We start from the raw sequence: 18,918 nt of genomic DNA, 5'->3' as shown, positions 1-18,918 counted from the left end.
TATTCACGTTAAAAATGGACGGTATCATCAAGACCTCAAAAGAAATTGTCGTATAGGAAAAAACAATTATTGTAGCCATTGATTAGTCCAATAAGATGGTTAAGATAGTAACGTTTCCTTATACAAATCTAGTCCACACTCTAGGTCTGAATTAAGCCAATAAGTGTGACTATGATAGACAGTTAAAGCGATGAATGATCCCCTGTTTTGGACTTTTCTTCGATAGGTGTCACAAGATAATTCATCAGTGAAAGGAGGTGAAAACAACGTGTTAAACACTATCTTACAAGACCCACTGTACTTACAATTTGCTTTTGCAGGCTGTATAGCTCTGGCCATTTTGACATTACCGCTAAAAGATATTATCAGTGTCGGTTTTTATGATATCAGCGATTTTTTTGTCACGGGTATGATTGCTTTTTTCATTACATACGGCATTCTCGTGACCGATCGCTTAACCGTATCTATCTGGTTGTTTGTAGGTATCTTTTTTGTCATTATGATTTTCATTATGCTTATGAATATTCTTGTTATCCTACCTTTTAAGAATCGTGCAGAAAATTCCAACATTACTTCAATCTATGAATTAGAAGGCAAAGAAGCGAAAGTTTCCATTCCGATCACACTTAACGGAACAGGCGAAGTTGTCGTCTCTACTGGTTTTACCAGAGTTAATAAGATGGCTAGAATCTATGACAATACCGATGACATTACTGATATTCCAAAAAATGAAAACGTATTGATCATGGATGTAAGAGACAATATCCTTTATGTACTTCCCTATACAAACAGCATTAAAACAATCGGCAAACCAACGCCGACATGGAATAAGAAGCAAAAAAACTAACCGCACCATCAAAAATAGATACCAGAAAGTAGGAATTTACATATGAATCCAACATTATTTGCAACCGCTGGCGCCGTCGTCATCGCAATTGTTTTGCTAGTCGCATTGGTCAGTCGTTACCGTACAGCTTCTCCAGCGGAAGCCTTAATTATCAGTGGTACAGCTTTAGGTGATAAAAATGTGTATATCGATCCCAATACAGGCAATAAAATGAAAATTGTTAGCGGAGGCGGTACATTCGTTTGGCCAATTATTCAATCCGTTCATAAGTTGTCATTGTTGTCATCTAAATTAGACGTTCGTACACCCGAAGTGTATACCGAAGAAGGTGTTCCGGTCGCAGTTGACGGAACCGTTATTATTAAAATCGGATCCACATCAGAAGATATCGCAACAGCTGCTGAACAATACCTTGGTAAATCAACCGAACAATTAGAAAGTGAAGCAAAAGAAGTCTTAGAAGGACATTTACGCTCGATTTTAGGCCGCATGACTGTTGAAGATATTTATCAAAACCGTGACAAATTCAACCAAAATGTTCAAGATGAAGCATCTGGCGATTTAGCTAAAATGGGATTGGTTATTTTATCTTTTACAGTAAAAGAAGTAACGGACAAAAACGGTTACCTAGATTCATTAGGTCAAGGCCGTATTGCCGAAGTTAAACGAGATGCAGATATCAAAACAGCAAATGCGGATAAAGAAACACGTATTCAACGTGCGTTAGCTGAACAATTATCTCAAGAAGCTGAATTGCAACGACAAACACAGATTGCCGAAGCTGAAAAAGTAAAAAGTCTTCGCATATCTGAATACGGTAGAGAACAAAATATTGCAAAAGCTGAAGCTGAGAGTGCATATGACTTAAAGAAAGCTGAGTTAAAGAAAAAAGTTATCATCGAAGAAGGTAACGCTCAAATTATTGAACGTGAAAAACAAATCGAATTGCAAGAAAAAGAAACCATTAAACAAGAACGCGAATACGACGCAACTGTCCGTAAAAAAGCTGATGCTGAACGTTACTCTGTTGAGCAACGTGCCGAAGCTGATAAAAACAAAGCCATTGCTGAATCTGAAGCGAGAGCTAAAGAAATCGAATTAAACGGTATGGCTCAAGCCGAAAGTATTCGTTTAATCGGTCAAGCTGAAGCAGATAGCAAGACAGCCTGGGCGGAAGCATTGAAACAATACGGTGATGAAGCCATTGCAACCTTACTAATTGAAGCTTATCCTGCAATTGTTCGTGCTGCCGCTGAACCATTGAGCAACATTGATAAAATCACAGTTGTCGATAGCGGAAACGGAAATGGCGCGTCAGCTATTACCAAAACAGCCTTAAACACATTGGCTGCTTCTCAAGAAGCCTTTAAAGATGCAACGGGCTTAGACATCAACAATTTAATTAGTTCATTTGCTGGCACAAAGAATGTGGGTCGTCAAATCAGTAATTTAAACGAAACGTTCGCTAAAACAACCCTCGTGGCTGAAGAACCAATCGTCACAGATGATTCAAAATAATCATTGAAATACCTATTAGTGCACGGCTAAGGGCCTTGTGGTGGTTCGATTCCACCTCGTGTATTTTAATTAAATCAAAAAAAGTTCCAAAAATACGCGATGAAATACCTTTCGTTGAAAGATTGATTTATAATCAAGAGAGTATGGAAATAGTTGTCATTCGCTAAGGTACTCGCTTCCAACAAATCGTAATCGCCCTAAAGCACCAACGTTTTGTCATTCTCATTGAGTTCAATGCATGCCTACAAGCAACCCTAGACCACCAGAAATTTTGGATAAGTAATCAGATTGAATCTGTCATCACTAAAAATTATAGACCCCTTTTTTAACTTTCCTAAACCTTTTTATCTCATCTGATTTGTCAAATTAAGTTAGACAAAATAAATAGTGACATCGTGCTGGTTGCCTAATGATTTCCAGTTCGAAAATTATTTTCTACAATTAAACGTGATGGAGTGGAATAATTTTCTAAGAAAAACGTGAAACCAGTTATTCATAGCTGGTTCGTTGTCGCTGGCCTAACGTCCACTGGGTTTTCTTTTCACTTCCATCGAAAGTGTGGGTTCATCAAAGATTTTTTCTTTGGATTGGCGTTAAATCATACAAACAGAGCATTGAAAAGACTCTTCTGCCCGACCAATAATAACGTCAGGTTACAAGCTTGAACGACTTTCTCTTTGATGTAGTACTGTTGTTTCTTTAAGAGAACGATTCTGTGACACCCACAATGTCTTTTATTTTTCTTATATTGTTGGTAATACTTAATGTCCGTATAGCCTTCTTTCAAGAAGTTAATGCCAGTGTAAATAGGCGTTCGCGTTCGGTTTAAAAATTTGATTATTTGGGTAACTGAGATATTTCGGTGGGAATAAGATTCTATCATCACTAGCTTATCAGTGGTAAGATGCGTGTAGGTCATTCGTGATAACTCTCCTGTTTTCTTTAGTCGGAAATATAGGGAGTGTATCATGAATGGCTTCTTTATTTGTTTAGCTTAATTTTACAATCGGCGATTAATGTAAAACCCAACATATATATATTCCCACTATTTTGTTTTTAAAGGAGTTGTGATAAATGAACATAAGAGATTTAGAATATTTTTATTATTTATGCCAAAATAAAAGTTTTACAAAAACTGCAGAAATGCTGTTTGTTTCTCAGCCTTCAATAACAATGTCATTAAATAAGATTGAAAAGGAGTTAGGAGAAAAGCTTGTAATTAGAGATCATTCTAAAACACAACTCTCATTAACTGAAGCTGGAAAAATCTTTGAGAAACGAGCACACAACGCACTTCATGAAATAAAAGAAGCAAAACTTGAAATATCAAAAATAAGTGGAGCAAAAATAAAATTAGGGGTTCCTCCAATTTTGGGTGCTTATTTTTTGCCGTCATTTATGAAGAAATTAGATGAAAATGGTCTTGTTGAATATATAGAACTGGTTGAGACGGGTTCCTCAGTAATGAAAGATTTATTAATCTCTGGAGAAGTTGATATTGCATTAATCGGTTCGCTTACACCTATTAATGATGATGTTCTCAATTCTACTATTTTAAAAACAGATCAATTTATGGTTTGTACAAGTAATAATCATCTACTTTCAAATAAGCATAGAGTTAAATTTAAGGAGCTTAAAGATGAACGTTTTATAGTCTTAGGTGATTCATATGTTCACAATAAAATACTAAAAGATCTTTGTTTAAAGAATGAAATTTCCACGAAAAATTTCTATTATACAGATGAAATACAAACTGCAAAATCTCTAATATCTTCTGGAATTGGTATAGGAATAATGGTTAATATGGCAGTAAAAAATATGCTATCAATAAAAGCAATATCTCTAGTTCCTGCTATAAATTTTTATATATCTATTGCTGTAAGAAAAGAACAATATATGACTTCAAGGGAAAAAAAAATAATGGAAATAATGCTTACTCATTAAACAATACTACTACCGTATTTAAGTCGATTAGGGTTGTCTGTGTAGAATAGACACATGATAGGTATAACTAACTTTTATTGATTTTCTTAATATTTTAATTAGATAGCAGTAACCCTTAGATTTCATGCTTTGAACGAATCCATTGATCAAACCAACACTTTATATTTTAAATTAAATAAATTCATGACAGTGGCTACTATTTAAAGCCTCTGTCATGGATTTATTTATCTGTACAGTAATACCGTCTAAACAAAATTTATTAAGTACTTCAACATTAAAGTTCTGTTTAATAGCTTGGGAGCTATTTAGGTTTTATTTGAATATGTAGCTGCCTTATATTTTCTCATAAGTCTGCTAAAAATATTGTTTTCATTAATTCTGAATTTTTATTTATTAGGTTATAATTTTTTCTTATAACCTAATAAATAATCTATATTTGTTATTAAAAAATATGAACATATACTAATGATAAAGATAAAAAAAGTTTAATTATGAATAATGATTTGTTTTCCGTGTATATCTATAAACATACTAGATAAGTCTATTATTATGCTTACTGATTTATATAATCTTTATTTATCAATTATTCTTAAGTAAAACACACAAAATAAAGATATCACAGGAGGAATAATTTATGTTAGCTGCAGAAATTTTAAACAATCCATTCCTTAACAAAGGAACAGCATTTACTAAAGAAGAAAGAAAACAATTCTGTTTGACTGGAACATTACCAACACAGGTACAAACATTAGAACAACAAGAGGCACAAACCTATGGACAATATTTAAGTAAAACAACTGATTTAGAAAAAAGAATTTTCTTAATGAATATTTTTAATACAAATCGTACGCTATTTTATAAATTAATGTGTGACCATGTTGCTGAATTTATGCCAATCGTTTATGATCCAACTGTTGCAGAGTCCATTGAACAATACAATGAACTATTTGTAAAACCACAAGAGGCAGCTTTCTTATCCATTAATGAACCAGAAAATATTAAAGAAAGTATAAAAAATGCTGCAAGTGGTCGTGATATTCGTTTAATCGTAGTGACAGATTCTGAGGGAATATTAGGTATGGGCGATTGTGGAGTTAATGGTGTTGATATAGCTATTGGTAAATTGATGGTGTATACTGCCGCTGCTGGTATAGATCCTAGCCAGGTGTTGCCTGTTTCTATTGATAACGGAACAAATAATAAAAAATTACTCAATAATCCACTTTATTTAGGAAACCGTCATGAAAGAATTTATGGTGAAAAATATTATGATTTTATTGACCAGTTTGTTAACGTTTCTACAGAACTATTCCCTGAATTACTAATTCATTGGGAAGATTTTGGCCGTTCAAATGCTGCTACTATCTTAGAAAAATATCAAGATAAGATTACAACATTCAATGATGATATCCAAGGAACAGGTATTGTTGTTTTAGCAGGTGTATTGGGTGCATTGAATATTTCTAAAGAAAAATTTACTGACCAAGTTGTAATGACCTATGGTGCAGGTACTGCAGGAGTTGGAATTGCAACTCAATTACTAGATGAAATGATTCGTCAAGGTATACCAGAAGAAAAGGCTCGCAAGCATTTCTATATGGTAGACAAACAAGGTGTGTTATTTGATGATACAGAAGATTTAACTCCTGGTCAGAAATTATTTGTTAGAAGTCGTTCAGAATTTGAAAATGCTGATGAATTAACTAACTTGGAAGCAGCAGTTAAAGCAATTCATCCTACAATTCTTGTTGGTACTTCTACTCAACCAGGTACATTTACTGAAACAATTATTAAAGAGATGGCAGTTCATACAGCTCGCCCAATTATTTTTCCATTATCAAATCCTACAAACCTTGCTGAAGCAACAGCAGAAAATTTGATTAAATGGACAGATGGTAAGGCTTTAATTGGAACAGGAATTCCTTCTGCAGATGTTGAATATAAAGGAGTTACGTATAACATTGGTCAAGGAAACAATGCGTTAATGTATCCGGGTCTAGGTCTTGGAATTATTGCTTCAACTACTAGGCGCGTGAATAGTGAGATATTATCACAAGCAAGCCATGCTTTAGGAGGAATTGTTGATTCTAATAAACCAGGTGCAGCAATATTACCACCAGTAGCTAAATTAGCTGAATTTTCACAAATAATAGCTGAAGTTGTTGGTCAAAGTGTATTAGATCAAAAGTTAAATCGCGAACCAATTTCAGATATAAAAAAGGCAGTTTCAGATGCTAAATGGATTCCTAAATATGTTCCATTAAATATTAAATAGAAGTAAAAAAAATATAACAATATTTCATTTTAAGTAAATATGATTGCATGTAATCGAGGTCTCGTTCAATAAAGATCTCGATTATATAATTATCACAAGACTAGAAAATTAAATCAGAAAAATTCTTAGTTGTTTTGTGATGGAATGTAAAAAAAGAAAGGAGCAGCATTTATGATTCAGAAATTAGACAATTCAAAAGTGATTCAAGCTAATAAAGAAAAAAATGGCTTTTGGTCAACAGAGATTAGTGGGGTGAGTCTTCCATTTTACTTAATTATGATTGCTATTTTAATTATCGCAATTAAATTAGATAGACTACCAGGTGGCATTTTGGGAGCTCTTGCTGTATTAGTGTTGTTGGGAAATTTATTCTACTACATTGGAAATCATCTACCTATATTTAAATCTTACTTAGGAGGGGGAGCAGTATTCTGTATTTTTGCCTCTGCAATTATTTCAACGTTTGGTATTTTACCTAGTGGACCAGTTGAAACAGTTGTAACTTTCGTAAATGATATGGGCTTTCTTGATTTCTACATTGCAGCGCTAATTACGGGAAGCATTTTAGGAATGAAACGTGATTTACTAATGAAAGCATCTATCCGTTTCATACCTGTAGCATTCATTTCAATGGCCGCATCACTATTAATGGTGGGACTTGTCGGCATATTAATTGGTCATGGCTTTGGAAAATCTGTATTATATGTTTCACTACCTATGATGGCAGGTGGCATAGGCGCTGGTAGTGTCCCTTTATCTGAAATTTATGCTTCTGCGTTAGGAGAGCCTTCATCAGAAATTATATCACAATTAATCCCAGCATCTGCTTTTGGAAATATACTTGCAATTATTGCTGCTGCTTTAATTGCTAAAATAGGAGTATCTTTCCCAAAATATAATGGGCATGGAGCAATTATGAAAGAAAATACAGAAGAAATAAAAGAGGATGAGAGAGAGCTCAAATTAGATGTTGTTAAGCTTGGTGTTGGTTTGCTTGTTTCAATTTCCTTTTTTATTTTAGGAAGTATTTTTAATTATTTTGTCCCACAAGTTGCCGCATATGCATTTATGGTTATTATTGTACTAATTTGTAAAATCACCAAGGTTGTTCCTCAATATTATGAGGATTGTGCAGTTATGTTTAATAAATTAATTATGAAAAATCTGACTCCTGCTGTATTATGTGCGATCGGAATTGCTTTACTTAATTTAAATGTGTTAGCTCAATCATTTACTTGGCAATTTGTTGTTCTCTGCTTGACAAGTATTATAACAATATCCATTGTTTCAGGATTTGTAGGAAAACTATTCGGACTATATCCTGTTGAATCTATGATTACTGCAGGATTGTGCAATAATAGCATGGGTGGTACTGGAAATGTAGCCGTGCTTTCAGCTGCCGATCGTATGGAATTAATTGCATTTGCTCAAATGGGAAATAGATTAGGTGGTGCCGTTGTATTAATTTTAGGAAGTATTTTAATACGTGTACTAGCTTAACTGTACTTGTACGAGTTTCTAAAGATTCACTTGTTATTATAAATATATAGTAGTAATTAACAAATAATTTTTTAAATTATTACAATAACCTATAATGCAGACACTTTAAATCGTCTACCTTATAGGCTATATTACTTTACAAACTACTATTTACTCTTTTAAATTGATAACAATCATTTGTTTTTCCAATAGGTTATTACATTACTATAGTGACTTTAAAAATTAAATTTTTCGGAGTAATTTAGTTTACTCCGTTTTTTTACGTTTCAGACCTCTAGCTATCTGCTATTACGAAATAAAAGCCTGTAATTGGTTGGTTCTTATGCGTATTGAATTAAGCTTGTTTATCTTCTTTTACCAAATTTTTGTTATATTTATCCATTAAAAAAGGAAAAACGCTATTTTTTGGCAAAATAGCGTTTTTCCTTACCTTCTAACTAGTTAATGATTTAAAGACTATCCGATTTTTGCTGTGTACTTACTATCTACCAGACATCTATACTTTTTCGTTCACCTTTGAAATTGTTATTCTTTTGATGACGTTCAGCCAACACTGCAGCAACATCATCAACGGCAACGCCTTGATCATGCAGCAATACTCCAAGGTGGTAGAGCAAGTCAGCTGTTTCATTGGCAGTCTCTTTTTTGTCTGCATTTTTTGCGGCAATGATGACTTCAACTGCTTCTTCACCAAATTTTTTGGCTATTTTATCGGTTCCTTCTGTTAACAGGTAATTTGTATAGGAATCCCCTACTTTTTCCTTTACCCGATCTTGAATCGTTTGCTCGATATCTTTCAGCGTAAATGCTGGAGCGACATCAAAACAGCTTTCCGTATTTCGGTGACACGTTGGGCCTGCTGGGTTTACCAATATGAGCAACGCATCTTGATCGCAGTCCAAATACATTTCTTTTACATATTGGACATTCTGACTGCTTTCGCCTTTTTTCCATAACCTTTCTTTGCTTCTGGAATAAAACCAAACCACTTCTTCTTTTTTTGTACTTTCAAAAGCCTCTTCATTCATGTACCCAACCATTAGTACGTTTTTATTCGTGAAGTGTTGCAAAATAACCGTCAACAACCCTTTGGAAAAATCAGGCTTCAAATCATCATAATTAGACATAACGCATCGGTACTCCTTTCGTAGAACAGCTATCTTTTACTTCAGCAATCAAGATTTCTTCATCATGGAAAATAGAAGCGGCCAATCCGGCAGATACATTGGTCTCCTTAAATAAGTCTGCAAAGTGTCGGGCGTTCCCGCCACCTCCAGAAGCAATGACCGGAATATGAACCGCTTGTTCAATTAGCTTTAATAACCGATGATCAAACCCTTGTTTCATTCCATCATAATCCATACTGGTGACCAATAATTCTCCAGCACCTAATGCCTCAACTTCTTTTACCCACTCGAGCGTTCGCTTAGCTGTTCGCTTTTTCCCACCATGAGTATAGCAGAACCAGTCCTCTTCTTCGGGTTCCCATTGTGCATCAATCGCGATACAGATGCATTGCGAGCCAAACTTCTCACTAGCCTCTTTAATGAACGCAGGATTTGCCAGTGCAGCAGAATTCAAGCTGACTTTATCCGCTCCTGCATTGAGTAGTTGGGAGATGTCTGCCAGATTTTTAATGCCCCCTCCGATAGTTAAAGGAATAAACAATTCCTTAGCTGTCTTGCGGATGACATCAAGCATGAGTGCATGTCCGGTTTCTGTTGCAGAAATATCTAAAAAAACCAGTTCATCCGCTCCGAGAGCATTGTATTGTTTCGCCATCTTAACCGGATCGCCAATTATTCTTAATTGTTTAAATTGAATGCCCTTGACCACTTGGCCGTCTTTAACATCCAAGCAGGGAATGATCCGTTTTTTAATCATTGTCTAGTCCCTCCCAGAAAGCATGTGTGTTGGCTGCTTTCCCAACAATCGCTGCAGTAACGCCAGCTTTCTCTAATTTTTGAATGTCTTCGAAACTGCGTATGCCGCCTGAAGCCGTGATAGGGTGTTTGGATAACCTGGCTAATGCACCGGTCACTTCCACATTTGGACCCCCCATTTTTCCATCTTTTGTAATATCTGTGTAAATGATCCCGCCTAAAGGCAACTCGTTTACCGCTTCGGCTACCTCGTAAATGGTCTGTTCACTGACTTCTGTCCAGCCATTCAATGCGACTTTCTCGTCTTTCGCATCAAGTCCCAAGTAAATCTTTCCAGGATAGCGTGTGGTCATTTCAGCGAGCCATTCTCGATCCTGAAGACCCTTGGTTCCAACAATGACATAAGAAGCTCCTGCTTCAAGGTAATGCTGGATCGTCTTTTCAGAACGGATTCCCCCACCGATTTCAATCGGAACGGTACTTTTTTTCAAGAGTGTTTCGATATAAGCGCTAGAAGTTGGCTTTTTCTCGATTGCTCCCATCAAATCAACAATATGAATACGTGTGACTTGCGGGTAGCGAGTATAAAAAGCAATCGCTTCTTCAGGTGTGCGCTTCATTTCTTCTTTGGTTGCGTAATCCCCTTCTGTCAGGCGGACACTTTTATTGTCGATCAAATCGATTGCTGGCCATATCTCAATCATTTAAATCCTCCTTGGAGTGCTTGATTTAAAATTGCCAATCCTATTTCTCCGCTTTTTTCAGGATGGAATTGAATACCTAAAATGTTCTTTTTTTGCACAATTGCTACCACATCTTGCCCATAATCAGCTGTAGCGACAATGTTTTCGTTGGTGACTGCTTTATAAGAATGAATGAAATACACATCTCCATTCAAACTTGGAAGAGTTGAGTGCAACGCATTCCATCCTAGATGCGGTACAGGGTGCGAGCTAATGATTTTTTCAACTGTACCAGGCAAATAGCCAAGACCGTCGACATCCCCTTCTTCACTGTGCTCAAACAATAACTGCATGCCCAGGCAAATCCCCACCACTAGTTTGGTTTCTTTCAACTCATTCAATAAAGGAACCAGGTCTTGTGCCTGAATTCGTTCCATGGCATCTTTGAAATGTCCGACACCTGGCAGGATAATAGTATCTGCTTGTCGAAGGGCCTCTTCGTCTTTGGTTACTTCTACCTCATAGCCCAGAAACCGGATGGCATTAGTCAAATTGGCAATGTTTCCCAAACCATAATCCATAATCGCGATCATTCAATCACTCCTTTGGAAGAAGGCAGACGGTTGACACCTGAATCACTCAGCGCTATTCGAACACTTTGAGCAAATGCTTTGAATAAAGCCTCAATCTCATGGTGCGTATTTCCTCCCCTGATTAAATCTAGATGGGTCGTGTAACGGGCATGAATGACGACCGCATAGAAAAACTCTCTAACCAGTTCCACATCAAACGTTCCAACAGTCGCTTTTGAGAACGTTGCATCCAAGTGCAAATAAGGGCGTCCGCTAATATCCGTTACTGAGCGAGCCAATGTTTCGTCCATCGGTACATAGGCTGTACCGTAGCGGGTTATGCTTCCTTTTTCTTTACTTAATTCAGCCAACAATTGGCCCAATACGATGCCAACATCTTCAGTCGTATGATGAGCATCCACATCTGTATCACCCTCAACTATCAGATCTAGGACAAAATGGCCATGAAAAGCAAATAGATTGAGCATATGGTTCAAAAAACCAACCCCTGTTTCAATGCTAGACGGTTCAAAACCTTGTTTCAAGGACATGCGAATTTTCGTTTCTTTGGTAATGCGTTCGATCGATACGGTCATTGTCTTCCTCTCCATTCTTTTACAATTGATTCTAGTTGCGTTAATTGTTCATCTGTCGCTATTGAATAACGGACCGCTTTTTGCAGTAAGGGATGGGACGAATCAGGGTACGTTCTTGGCTGAAAGCCCCTTTGTTGGATGTACTTCCCTAATGCCAAAGCACCTTCACCGTAAGTAAAAACGAAGTTCGCTTGACTTGGCAAGACAGTCATCACATCACTGACTTCTTTCTTAAAAATGTCTTTTAATTTCTCAGCTAACTTTCTTTGCTGATGCATAAAGGTTGCCAGCTTCGTTGGATTTCCGAATAAAGATGCAGCTATATTAATCGATAACGTATTTATTGGATAAGGATGAGCGATTGAATTCAACAAAGCCATCGTTGCTGCACTACTGGTCACTATTCCGATACGTAAGCCTGCCAAACCATATATTTTAGAAAGTGTCTGCAGAATAATAACGTGTTCCCCTGCTGGACGAATAGCTTTTTGCTCCGCGAAGTCCATATACGCTTCATCGATGATCAAATACCCATTCAGTTCTTGCATCAAATCGGCCGCAGCTTGGACAAATCCTTCTGGATGAAGCATCCCAAGCGGATTGTTCGGCTGAGAAAAGATGAAGAATGAGGGTTTAATGGTTTCTATCTGGACAAGTGTACTGGCATAATCAAAGGCTCCATCCTCGTTACACTTCACTTTAAATATAGGACGCTTCAATTGATTGGCGTATTCTTCATACATTGAAAAATCTGGCTCAAAAGTCATTACCGGACCCGTTCCTAAAACCATCATGCATTTTTGGATCCATTCATCTGAACCGTTGGCAAAACTGACCAATTCAGGGTCCAGTCCATTGAATGCTCCGTACACTTTCGCCAGCTGTTTGTACTCATCATCTCCATATTGATTGAAAGGCGTTTTTAATACAATTTCTTGCAATTCTTCATCGGTCAATGAACGATACGGGCTTTCATTTTTGTGGATACGAATCATTTTTCTTCCTCCTTCAACCTAACAGCAAGAGAATCATGGTGTGCTTGTAATGCTTCTTCTTTTGCAATGCGCATGCCGAAAGGGGCCATTTGTTGGAACGTTTCTTTTTTCAACTGGATCACAGAATTGGTTCGCAGAAAGTCGTTTACCGTCAATCCATTGGCAAATCGCGCATTCCCATTGGTTGGCAGAACATGACTTGGACCTGCCACGTAGTCCCCGATTGCTTCTGGAGAATAGGGGCCAATGAAAAGAGCTCCTGCTGTTTTTATTTCAGGAATGTACTCTTCAGCATTCTCTGTCTGGATGGATACATGCTCTCCAGCAATCAAATTCACGATTTCAATGGTTTCTCCTTGGCTACTAGTCAAAATTGGATAATGATGGTCTTTCAAGCTTCCGTTGATCACACTTAACCGGCTTTGCTTCATTTTTTGCTTGTCGATTTCTGCTTCAACAGCAGCCAACATTTCTTTATTGGAGCTGATTAAAAAGGTACGAGCCATCTCATCGTGTTCAGCTTGAGCCAACACATCTAAGGCTACCCATTCTGCGTTGGCCGTCTCATCCACCACCAAAACTATTTCGGAAGGTCCGGCAATAGAATCAATTCCAACATCCCCATAGACCAGTTTCTTTGCCAATGCCACGTACTGGTTTCCAGGTCCTACTATCTTATCAACCTTTGGAATCGTTTCTGTTCCATAAGCCATTGCGGCTATGCCTTGTGCTCCGCCTGATTGATAGACGTGATCGACTTGAGCAATAAAGCAGGCGGCTAATGTGGTCTGATTGATTCCGCCCGGTTGAGGAGGAGTGACAATGATGGTTTCTTTTACTCCAGCTACATTGGCTAAAGTGGCTGTCATCAAGACCGTTGACGGATAACTTGCTTTTCCACCAGGCACATAAATCCCTATTCGATTTAAAGGCTGAATATTTTGATAAAGTTCTGACTTCGGCATGGTGGACCATTTAATGGACGTTTGATACTTATAAATGTTTTTATACGCTTCTTCCAATGCATCGCGCAGTTCGCTGTCCAATTCATCGTAGGCTTTCTTCATTTCCGCTATTGGAACTTCCAACTGATCCGCATCCAATTCCACTCCATCAAATTGTCTCGCATAATTAATCAGGGCATCATCTCCTCTTTCTTGAACTGTTTGGATGATATCCATTACTGATTTGGCCTTGGAAAGATCGGTCTGATTTGCAGACTTATACTGTTTTTTAAATTCTTCTGCTGTATACATCAATTCACCTTCAATACATTGATAATTTTTTGAATTTCTTCATACTTTGAAAAATAAGCATGTTTATTGGAAATGAGGCGCGCGTTGATCTCGTCTAGTCTTACTTGTTCGCTCAACCCGTTTTCACGTAAAGTGGTCCCGGATTGAACAATATCCATGATGGCATCCGCCATGTCGATTGTTGCAGCCAATTCAACCGAACCTTTCAAGGCAATAATTTTGACCGGTTGCATGATGGTATTAAAATAACGCTGGGTGTAGTGTACATATTTAGTTGCCACAATTGGGTACTCTTTTTGAGGTTGCTTACTGGCCAAAGCAAAATGACAATAACCAAAGGGTAAGTTCATTAGGTTATTCAGCGTTCGATTTTGTTCAAACAAGACATCGCTCCCAGTTATTCCTAAATCGGCTATCCCCTCTTCCACATAGACCGGAACGTCTTCTCCTTTAACAAGTAAAAATCGAATATCTTCTATAAGGACGACTAGCTCCCTTGATACTGATTTCAATGCCGTTGACCATTCAGTCAATTGAATGGAATCAAGGTAATCGATGAAATCTTTCAGTTGTCTTCCTTTTGATAAAGCAATTGTTATCATACTGACACTCCCTTATATTGTTATTGCCATTCCGAAAGCTTTTGAAGAACTTGTATATTGTCCGCCAGATACAATGGGATTCACTGTATTTTTTTCATAAACGTGAATGAAAATTCCTTTGTAATACGATTGCATAGGGACGGCTAATAAATCAGCATAAACATACTCAACTCCCAATGCATCTAGTCGATCTTGCCACTGCTCAATTTCCTTTAATTGATCTGCTAATTCAGGAAAGTGTTTTTTCAAATAGTCCGCTTGATCAGCAGGGGCTTCTTTCATCACTCTAACTAACAGATGCTCTTTTCCTAAACGGGAACCCAATGCATCATAGTTTCTGTCCTTAATGTATTGCTGAACCAAGTCATCCTCCTGTTCCTCTTTGGTTAACAGTTTCTTTAACAACATATTATGACTGATGACGCCTACTGAAAGTGTCGTATGCAGCTCCTGTTGTAAGAAAGAAATCATATCTTCCAAGACCTTAAACTGCTGCTTCACATCCGCTGAGAAAATTTCGACTCCCATTTGCTTGCTTTCACTATCAACGGTATAAACCGATCCAACATAAGCAATTTTATCAGCATGCAGCTGGTACTTCTTACGGTAGCGCACAATGGCATTCGTCCAATCGCTACGTAAAGCAAACAAGGTCCCGTTTCTTTCCCATTTATGCCGACGTTCCATCAAATGTAAATCGTCCTGAGACAAGTCTTTCCATTGAAAAGATTCTACCATTCCTAAATCAATCAACTCATAGCTACGTTGCTGAAAATGATTCAGAAATTCCATCTCTTTCTGCTTTATTTTCATTAAATCTTGGTTCATTCGAATTTGATTCATTGTTGTCTCACTCCTAGTTTGTTTAATTGGTTTTACCTATTCTCTTCTCTAAATAAGAAACTATTTCATCCAATTTTAAAGGCATGTTACTATAAAGATAGGAATAGCCTAAATTTTTTAATTTACTTTTTAAAAAAGGAGAAAAAAATGAAAAGAGACACTCATATCCATACAAATTATTGTCCACATGCTTCGTCTGATTCGATAGAAATGTATATCGAAGAAGCGCTAGTAAAAGGATTAAAAGAATTGACCTTTACCGAACACGCTCCTTTGCCAATCAAAGACCCTGTTCCTAAAAAGGACAGCGCTATGAGAATGGAAGATGTGGAACGCTATATCAGTACTTTGAAAGACTTGCAACACAAGTATGCGGAAAGGATCCGTATCCATATTGGATTCGAAGTAGACTATATTGAAGGTCATGAAAAAGAGACAATCGAGTTTTTGAAGAAGTATCCAGAATGCATTGACCATTCCATACTGAGTGTTCACTTTCTTCAATTGAGACCCAATGACTATTTCTGCATCGACTATGACAGTGATTCTTTTGTCCAAATGGGAACATCTATCGATTTTGAAACAATGTACCGTCGTTATGAAGAAACGCTCACCAAGGCACTGTCTCTTCCTTTTGGCGAATGGACACCTAAAAAGATTGGCCATCTAAACTTGATTCATAAATTCCAGAAAGCGTATAGCGTTGAAGATCCTATCCAATGGGAAGCCTTAATGGATTTAGCTAACATGAACCATTACCGATTAGACTATAACTTTGCCGGGATGGACAAGCCCCTTTATCAGAAGACTTATCCAGACGCCGACATGATGACATATGCCAAAAAAATTGGACTGCATTATGAAACAGGTTCTGATGCTCATCAAGCAAAAGACATCGGACGTTACTTTTCATCCCTTGAAGAATTTTAAAGGTTCGAGAGAAGTGAGTTTCTGTTGCAACTATCCAGAAACTCATTGATTTTTTCTTCATTTTGTATGCCTCCTTTATTTTTCAAAATTCCAAATCCACAATTTATTGGCTCTAGGTCAAAAGATTTGGATGCTTCAAAATAAAATCTATCAACGCTAAAGATCATAGCCTCATATCGATTGCTTAAAAATGGTAGTGGTGTTTTAAAAGAAATTTCTTCTGGAATGGACGGGTTTGCTCGTGAAGCCATGGGAACACTTGAAGCCTAAAAAGAAGTCTTCAAGCTTTCAAGCTTCAAACAAATCGTAATCGCTGAAGCGTTAACGTTTTATAATTCTCATTGAATCCAATACACGGCTACAAGCAACCCTATTCCTCCAGTAATTTCAGGTAAGTGATCCAACTGATTTATCAATATTAAAAAGTAATAGAACTAATTTATCTTACAAAACTTCAATAGAAAACAAAAAAACTCCCGTCCTCTAGCAATAATGCTAGAGGACGGGAGTTTTCTCACGTGGTTCCACCTCAATTTATTGATACTTCACAGCATCAATCTCAGAAAGTACTATCATACTTTTGCACTGTAACGGGTGCGATTCCCGAATCCAGCTATTCCCAAGAATGGTTTCACCGATTAGCTCAAAGATGTGTTCAATACATTTTGTTTATGTGCTCTCACCAACCGCACACTCTCTAATAACATCCTGTACTTACTCTTTCTTTTCAAAGCTTATGTATTTCTATTCATTTTCTAATTGTTATTTAATTTATCATATAAAAAATGATTTGTAAACAAAAAGGAATTAATTTTTTATAAAAATACAATTTCATTCAATCAAATTGCTTTTTTTGTGTTTATACTTCTATTTTTAGAAAGACTATTTTTAATAATCCAACTAGAGGTAGTTTAAAAAACATTTCCTTAAAGTAAAAATAGCTATTATATAAACAAAAGCTAAGTGCGACGTTGCAAGTTTATCTTAACGAGTGGCAAATATGACGAAAGATTTTTTATTTATTGAAAAACACTCCACCAAATGTTGTTCCTTGTACAATCTCCAGTCGATATTCCAAGGTTCTTTCATATTCTTATTTGGTGAAATGGTGTAGGTCGCATCGTATTCCCTCACATTTGTACGAATAGCCAAAGAACCGTAAGTACGGTCTTCAATGATATTTCCGTACTATATGCGAAAGAGGTATTTTTCAATTAGAAGACGGTGTAAAACAAATATAATGCCCTATAATCAATAGAAAATATCTTGTGATATAAGCTTTTCTCAGTGCTTTAAAGACTGCTTGTCTTGTTCGTTCATTAATGGTCAAAGTTACAACAATCGAACGCTCTGACTCATCACAGCCTTCAATAGCAATGCTGAGTGCTTACGATTAAAAAATAACGAAAATACATTACCTTTAAATATATTGGTACTTTTATTAACTTTCACTTAGCGCCTAGGAATAAATCCGAAATAATGCGATTTTTATTGATTCCTTTTTTACTGTATTGTTTTTTTACTGACCTCATTACAGCAGTGGCCCCTGAATTATAGTAATAAGCTGCATTACCATAATGATCAGCTAGTTCATCCAATTTTGCAGCTGTTTCTTTTCGTGAAGTCATTTTATATAACTGGATCACTGGATTTTTACTGGCTATATTCTCGATTTCAACTCCAAATAAATAGTATCCTGATGATGAGTAAACAACTTCTATTGGTCGATTAGTAGTGAACTCTACTTGCTTTAACAATGCTCGGATTGGTGTTATACCGACGCCACTTGCGAACATGACGATTGGAGAGGTTTCGTCTTGAATCTTAAGCCAGCCGAATGGACCACGTAATGCCACTTTTTCATTAGGTTTCATCGTCAACCAGGCTTTTTTAAAACTACTACTTTCTTTTCCAGTCCGTGTACCAACTAATATAAAGCCTTCTTCTGGCACAGACGCTACTGAAAACAACCGGTACTTTCTTCCTTCAATCTTTTTACCTGGCAAAGTAAAAACACCGTGCTCTCCTGGTATCCAGGTTATGCCAGCATCATTTTTGAGTTTGACCGTATAATAATCCCCATATAAATTTTCAATACTCTCAACTGAAAATTCTCCTTTTTTAATCACACCTTTAACATCCTTAAATTTCATTTTCTCCCTCCGTTCAGCTCATATTGTCTTATAAGTAACACTTCAGTGAGTTAACCTGCTTTTTGAAATTTACTAAGTTGATTTCTTTACGTGTCTTCCTTTTTAACGTATCATTTTTACTGTGATCACTCTTACCCAAATTTTAATAGCTACTTATTTAGGTGTCAATTTATAAACCTAGTTAATATCGTGAATTATTAGCAAGAATCAACTAAATACGATGTGATTGAAAAATAAAATAGAATTCTGTGAACAAACTAACCACAAAAATATAATAAAAGTACTGAAATTTGGTGGATTTAATATCTGATCTGTTAATTG

At 36.6% G+C, this 18,918-nt stretch carries 17 protein-coding genes, 1 pseudogene and 1 other annotated feature; of the genes and pseudogenes, 6 read left to right on the top strand and 12 right to left on the bottom strand.

Annotated elements, in window-relative coordinates:
* The first annotated feature begins 268 nt into the window (after positions 1-268).
* Positions 269-847 carry an NfeD family protein gene (locus BP17_RS00700; protein ID WP_035050961.1) on the top strand — a complete coding sequence of 193 codons (579 nt, stop codon included), beginning with the start codon at positions 269-271 and terminating at the stop codon, positions 845-847.
* Positions 848-889: 42 nt separating this feature from the next.
* Complete coding sequence (locus BP17_RS00695) at positions 890-2,365, top strand: flotillin family protein (protein WP_035050960.1); 1,476 nt, start codon at positions 890-892, stop codon at positions 2,363-2,365.
* 431 nt (positions 2,366-2,796) lie between these two features.
* Here BP17_RS00695 and BP17_RS13600 read toward each other — a convergent pair.
* Positions 2,797-3,284 (bottom strand): annotated as a pseudogene (locus BP17_RS13600) (IS30 family transposase); the annotation flags it as partial.
* A gap of 155 nt (positions 3,285-3,439) precedes the next feature.
* Between BP17_RS13600 and BP17_RS00685 the strand changes: the two are divergent.
* The 3 genes from BP17_RS00685 to BP17_RS00675 all read left to right on the top strand — a co-directional run bounded on the left by BP17_RS00685 (position 3,440) and on the right by BP17_RS00675 (position 8,084).
* Positions 3,440-4,309, top strand: a complete 870-nt coding sequence (locus tag BP17_RS00685) for a LysR family transcriptional regulator (RefSeq protein WP_035050959.1) — start codon at positions 3,440-3,442, stop codon at positions 4,307-4,309.
* A 634-nt stretch (positions 4,310-4,943) separates the two neighbouring features.
* Positions 4,944-6,584 (top strand): malolactic enzyme, encoded by a 1,641-nt coding sequence (locus BP17_RS00680; RefSeq protein WP_035050958.1) that lies wholly within the window; start codon positions 4,944-4,946, stop codon positions 6,582-6,584.
* 171 nt (positions 6,585-6,755) lie between these two features.
* The gene (locus tag BP17_RS00675) at positions 6,756-8,084 is read left to right on the top strand and encodes a 2-hydroxycarboxylate transporter family protein (protein ID WP_035050957.1); all 1,329 of its coding nucleotides are present in this window, start codon (positions 6,756-6,758) and stop codon (positions 8,082-8,084) included.
* A gap of 485 nt (positions 8,085-8,569) precedes the next feature.
* Here the strand turns inward: BP17_RS00675 and hisIE are convergent, their stop codons facing one another.
* Genes hisIE through BP17_RS00630 form a run of 9 tightly spaced genes read right to left on the bottom strand, consistent with a single transcriptional unit; the run spans position 8,570 to position 15,514 of the window.
* Positions 8,570-9,211 (bottom strand): bifunctional phosphoribosyl-AMP cyclohydrolase/phosphoribosyl-ATP diphosphatase HisIE, encoded by a 642-nt coding sequence (hisIE, locus tag BP17_RS00670; protein ID WP_035050955.1) that lies wholly within the window; start codon positions 9,209-9,211, stop codon positions 8,570-8,572.
* Positions 9,204-9,968, bottom strand: coding sequence for an imidazole glycerol phosphate synthase subunit HisF (hisF, locus tag BP17_RS00665; protein WP_035050953.1), 765 nt, complete (start codon positions 9,966-9,968; stop codon positions 9,204-9,206). Before hisF ends, hisIE begins: the two co-directional genes overlap by 8 nt.
* On the bottom strand, positions 9,961-10,671 hold the full coding sequence (gene hisA, locus BP17_RS00660) for a 1-(5-phosphoribosyl)-5-((5-phosphoribosylamino)methylideneamino)imidazole-4-carboxamide isomerase (RefSeq protein WP_035050952.1): 711 nt from the start codon (positions 10,669-10,671) through the stop codon (positions 9,961-9,963). Before hisA ends, hisF begins: the two co-directional genes overlap by 8 nt.
* Positions 10,668-11,243, bottom strand: a complete 576-nt coding sequence (gene hisH, locus BP17_RS00655; protein ID WP_035050951.1) for an imidazole glycerol phosphate synthase subunit HisH — start codon at positions 11,241-11,243, stop codon at positions 10,668-10,670. Before hisH ends, hisA begins: the two co-directional genes overlap by 4 nt.
* Positions 11,240-11,818: an imidazoleglycerol-phosphate dehydratase HisB gene (gene hisB, locus BP17_RS00650; protein WP_035050950.1), complete on the bottom strand. Its 579-nt coding sequence runs from the start codon at positions 11,816-11,818 to the stop codon at positions 11,240-11,242. Before hisB ends, hisH begins: the two co-directional genes overlap by 4 nt.
* Positions 11,815-12,813 carry an aminotransferase class I/II-fold pyridoxal phosphate-dependent enzyme gene (locus tag BP17_RS00645; RefSeq protein ID WP_035050949.1) on the bottom strand — a complete coding sequence of 333 codons (999 nt, stop codon included), beginning with the start codon at positions 12,811-12,813 and terminating at the stop codon, positions 11,815-11,817. The genes hisB and BP17_RS00645 overlap by 4 nt, the downstream gene beginning before the upstream one ends.
* A complete protein-coding gene (hisD, locus tag BP17_RS00640; protein WP_035050948.1) occupies positions 12,810-14,069 on the bottom strand; it encodes a histidinol dehydrogenase in 1,260 nt (419 codons plus the stop codon). The genes BP17_RS00645 and hisD overlap by 4 nt, the downstream gene beginning before the upstream one ends.
* Positions 14,069-14,671: an ATP phosphoribosyltransferase gene (hisG, locus tag BP17_RS00635; RefSeq protein ID WP_035050946.1), complete on the bottom strand. Its 603-nt coding sequence runs from the start codon at positions 14,669-14,671 to the stop codon at positions 14,069-14,071. Before hisG ends, hisD begins: the two co-directional genes overlap by 1 nt.
* Before the next feature lie 12 nt (positions 14,672-14,683).
* Positions 14,684-15,514 (bottom strand): ATP phosphoribosyltransferase regulatory subunit, encoded by an 831-nt coding sequence (locus tag BP17_RS00630; protein WP_035050944.1) that lies wholly within the window; start codon positions 15,512-15,514, stop codon positions 14,684-14,686.
* Between the two features lie 147 nt (positions 15,515-15,661).
* On the opposite strand from BP17_RS00630, the gene hisJ reads away from it, so the two are divergent.
* On the top strand, positions 15,662-16,444 hold the full coding sequence (gene hisJ, locus BP17_RS00625; RefSeq protein ID WP_035050943.1) for a histidinol-phosphatase HisJ: 783 nt from the start codon (positions 15,662-15,664) through the stop codon (positions 16,442-16,444).
* Here hisJ and BP17_RS00620 read toward each other — a convergent pair.
* Together BP17_RS00620 and BP17_RS00615 are read right to left on the bottom strand one after the other, a co-directional pair.
* A complete protein-coding gene (locus BP17_RS00620; protein WP_035050942.1) occupies positions 16,441-16,695 on the bottom strand; it encodes a hypothetical protein in 255 nt (84 codons plus the stop codon). The genes hisJ and BP17_RS00620 overlap by 4 nt on opposite strands.
* 244 nt (positions 16,696-16,939) lie before the next feature.
* Positions 16,940-17,184: a binding site (T-box leader), on the bottom strand.
* 708 nt (positions 17,185-17,892) lie between these two features.
* On the bottom strand, positions 17,893-18,597 hold the full coding sequence (locus tag BP17_RS00615; protein ID WP_035050941.1) for an FAD-dependent oxidoreductase: 705 nt from the start codon (positions 18,595-18,597) through the stop codon (positions 17,893-17,895).
* Positions 18,598-18,918 lie beyond the last annotated feature (321 nt).

This window comes from Carnobacterium pleistocenium FTR1, from assembly GCF_000744285.1.
GTDB lineage: Bacteria > Bacillota > Bacilli > Lactobacillales > Carnobacteriaceae > Carnobacterium_B > Carnobacterium_B pleistocenium.
Note: the sequence above shows the minus strand (reverse complement) of the source record. Positions and strands in the feature narration are given on the sequence as shown.

Coding starts and splice junctions, on each gene's coding strand:
- BP17_RS00695 (WP_035050960.1), top strand. CDS start 890: ATGAATCCAACATTATTTGCAACCGCTGGCGCCGTCGTCATCGCAATT.
- BP17_RS00685 (WP_035050959.1), top strand. CDS start 3,440: ATGAACATAAGAGATTTAGAATATTTTTATTATTTATGCCAAAATAAA.
- BP17_RS00680 (WP_035050958.1), top strand. CDS start 4,944: ATGTTAGCTGCAGAAATTTTAAACAATCCATTCCTTAACAAAGGAACA.
- BP17_RS00675 (WP_035050957.1), top strand. CDS start 6,756: ATGATTCAGAAATTAGACAATTCAAAAGTGATTCAAGCTAATAAAGAA.
- hisIE (WP_035050955.1), bottom strand. CDS start 9,211: ATGTCTAATTATGATGATTTGAAGCCTGATTTTTCCAAAGGGTTGTTG.
- hisF (WP_035050953.1), bottom strand. CDS start 9,968: ATGATTAAAAAACGGATCATTCCCTGCTTGGATGTTAAAGACGGCCAA.
- hisA (WP_035050952.1), bottom strand. CDS start 10,671: ATGATTGAGATATGGCCAGCAATCGATTTGATCGACAATAAAAGTGTC.
- hisH (WP_035050951.1), bottom strand. CDS start 11,243: ATGATCGCGATTATGGATTATGGTTTGGGAAACATTGCCAATTTGACT.
- hisB (WP_035050950.1), bottom strand. CDS start 11,818: ATGACCGTATCGATCGAACGCATTACCAAAGAAACGAAAATTCGCATG.
- BP17_RS00645 (WP_035050949.1), bottom strand. CDS start 12,813: ATGATTCGTATCCACAAAAATGAAAGCCCGTATCGTTCATTGACCGAT.
- hisD (WP_035050948.1), bottom strand. CDS start 14,069: ATGTATACAGCAGAAGAATTTAAAAAACAGTATAAGTCTGCAAATCAG.
- hisG (WP_035050946.1), bottom strand. CDS start 14,671: ATGATAACAATTGCTTTATCAAAAGGAAGACAACTGAAAGATTTCATC.
- BP17_RS00630 (WP_035050944.1), bottom strand. CDS start 15,514: ATGAATCAAATTCGAATGAACCAAGATTTAATGAAAATAAAGCAGAAA.
- hisJ (WP_035050943.1), top strand. CDS start 15,662: ATGAAAAGAGACACTCATATCCATACAAATTATTGTCCACATGCTTCG.
- BP17_RS00620 (WP_035050942.1), bottom strand. CDS start 16,695: ATGGCTTCACGAGCAAACCCGTCCATTCCAGAAGAAATTTCTTTTAAA.
- BP17_RS00615 (WP_035050941.1), bottom strand. CDS start 18,597: ATGAAATTTAAGGATGTTAAAGGTGTGATTAAAAAAGGAGAATTTTCA.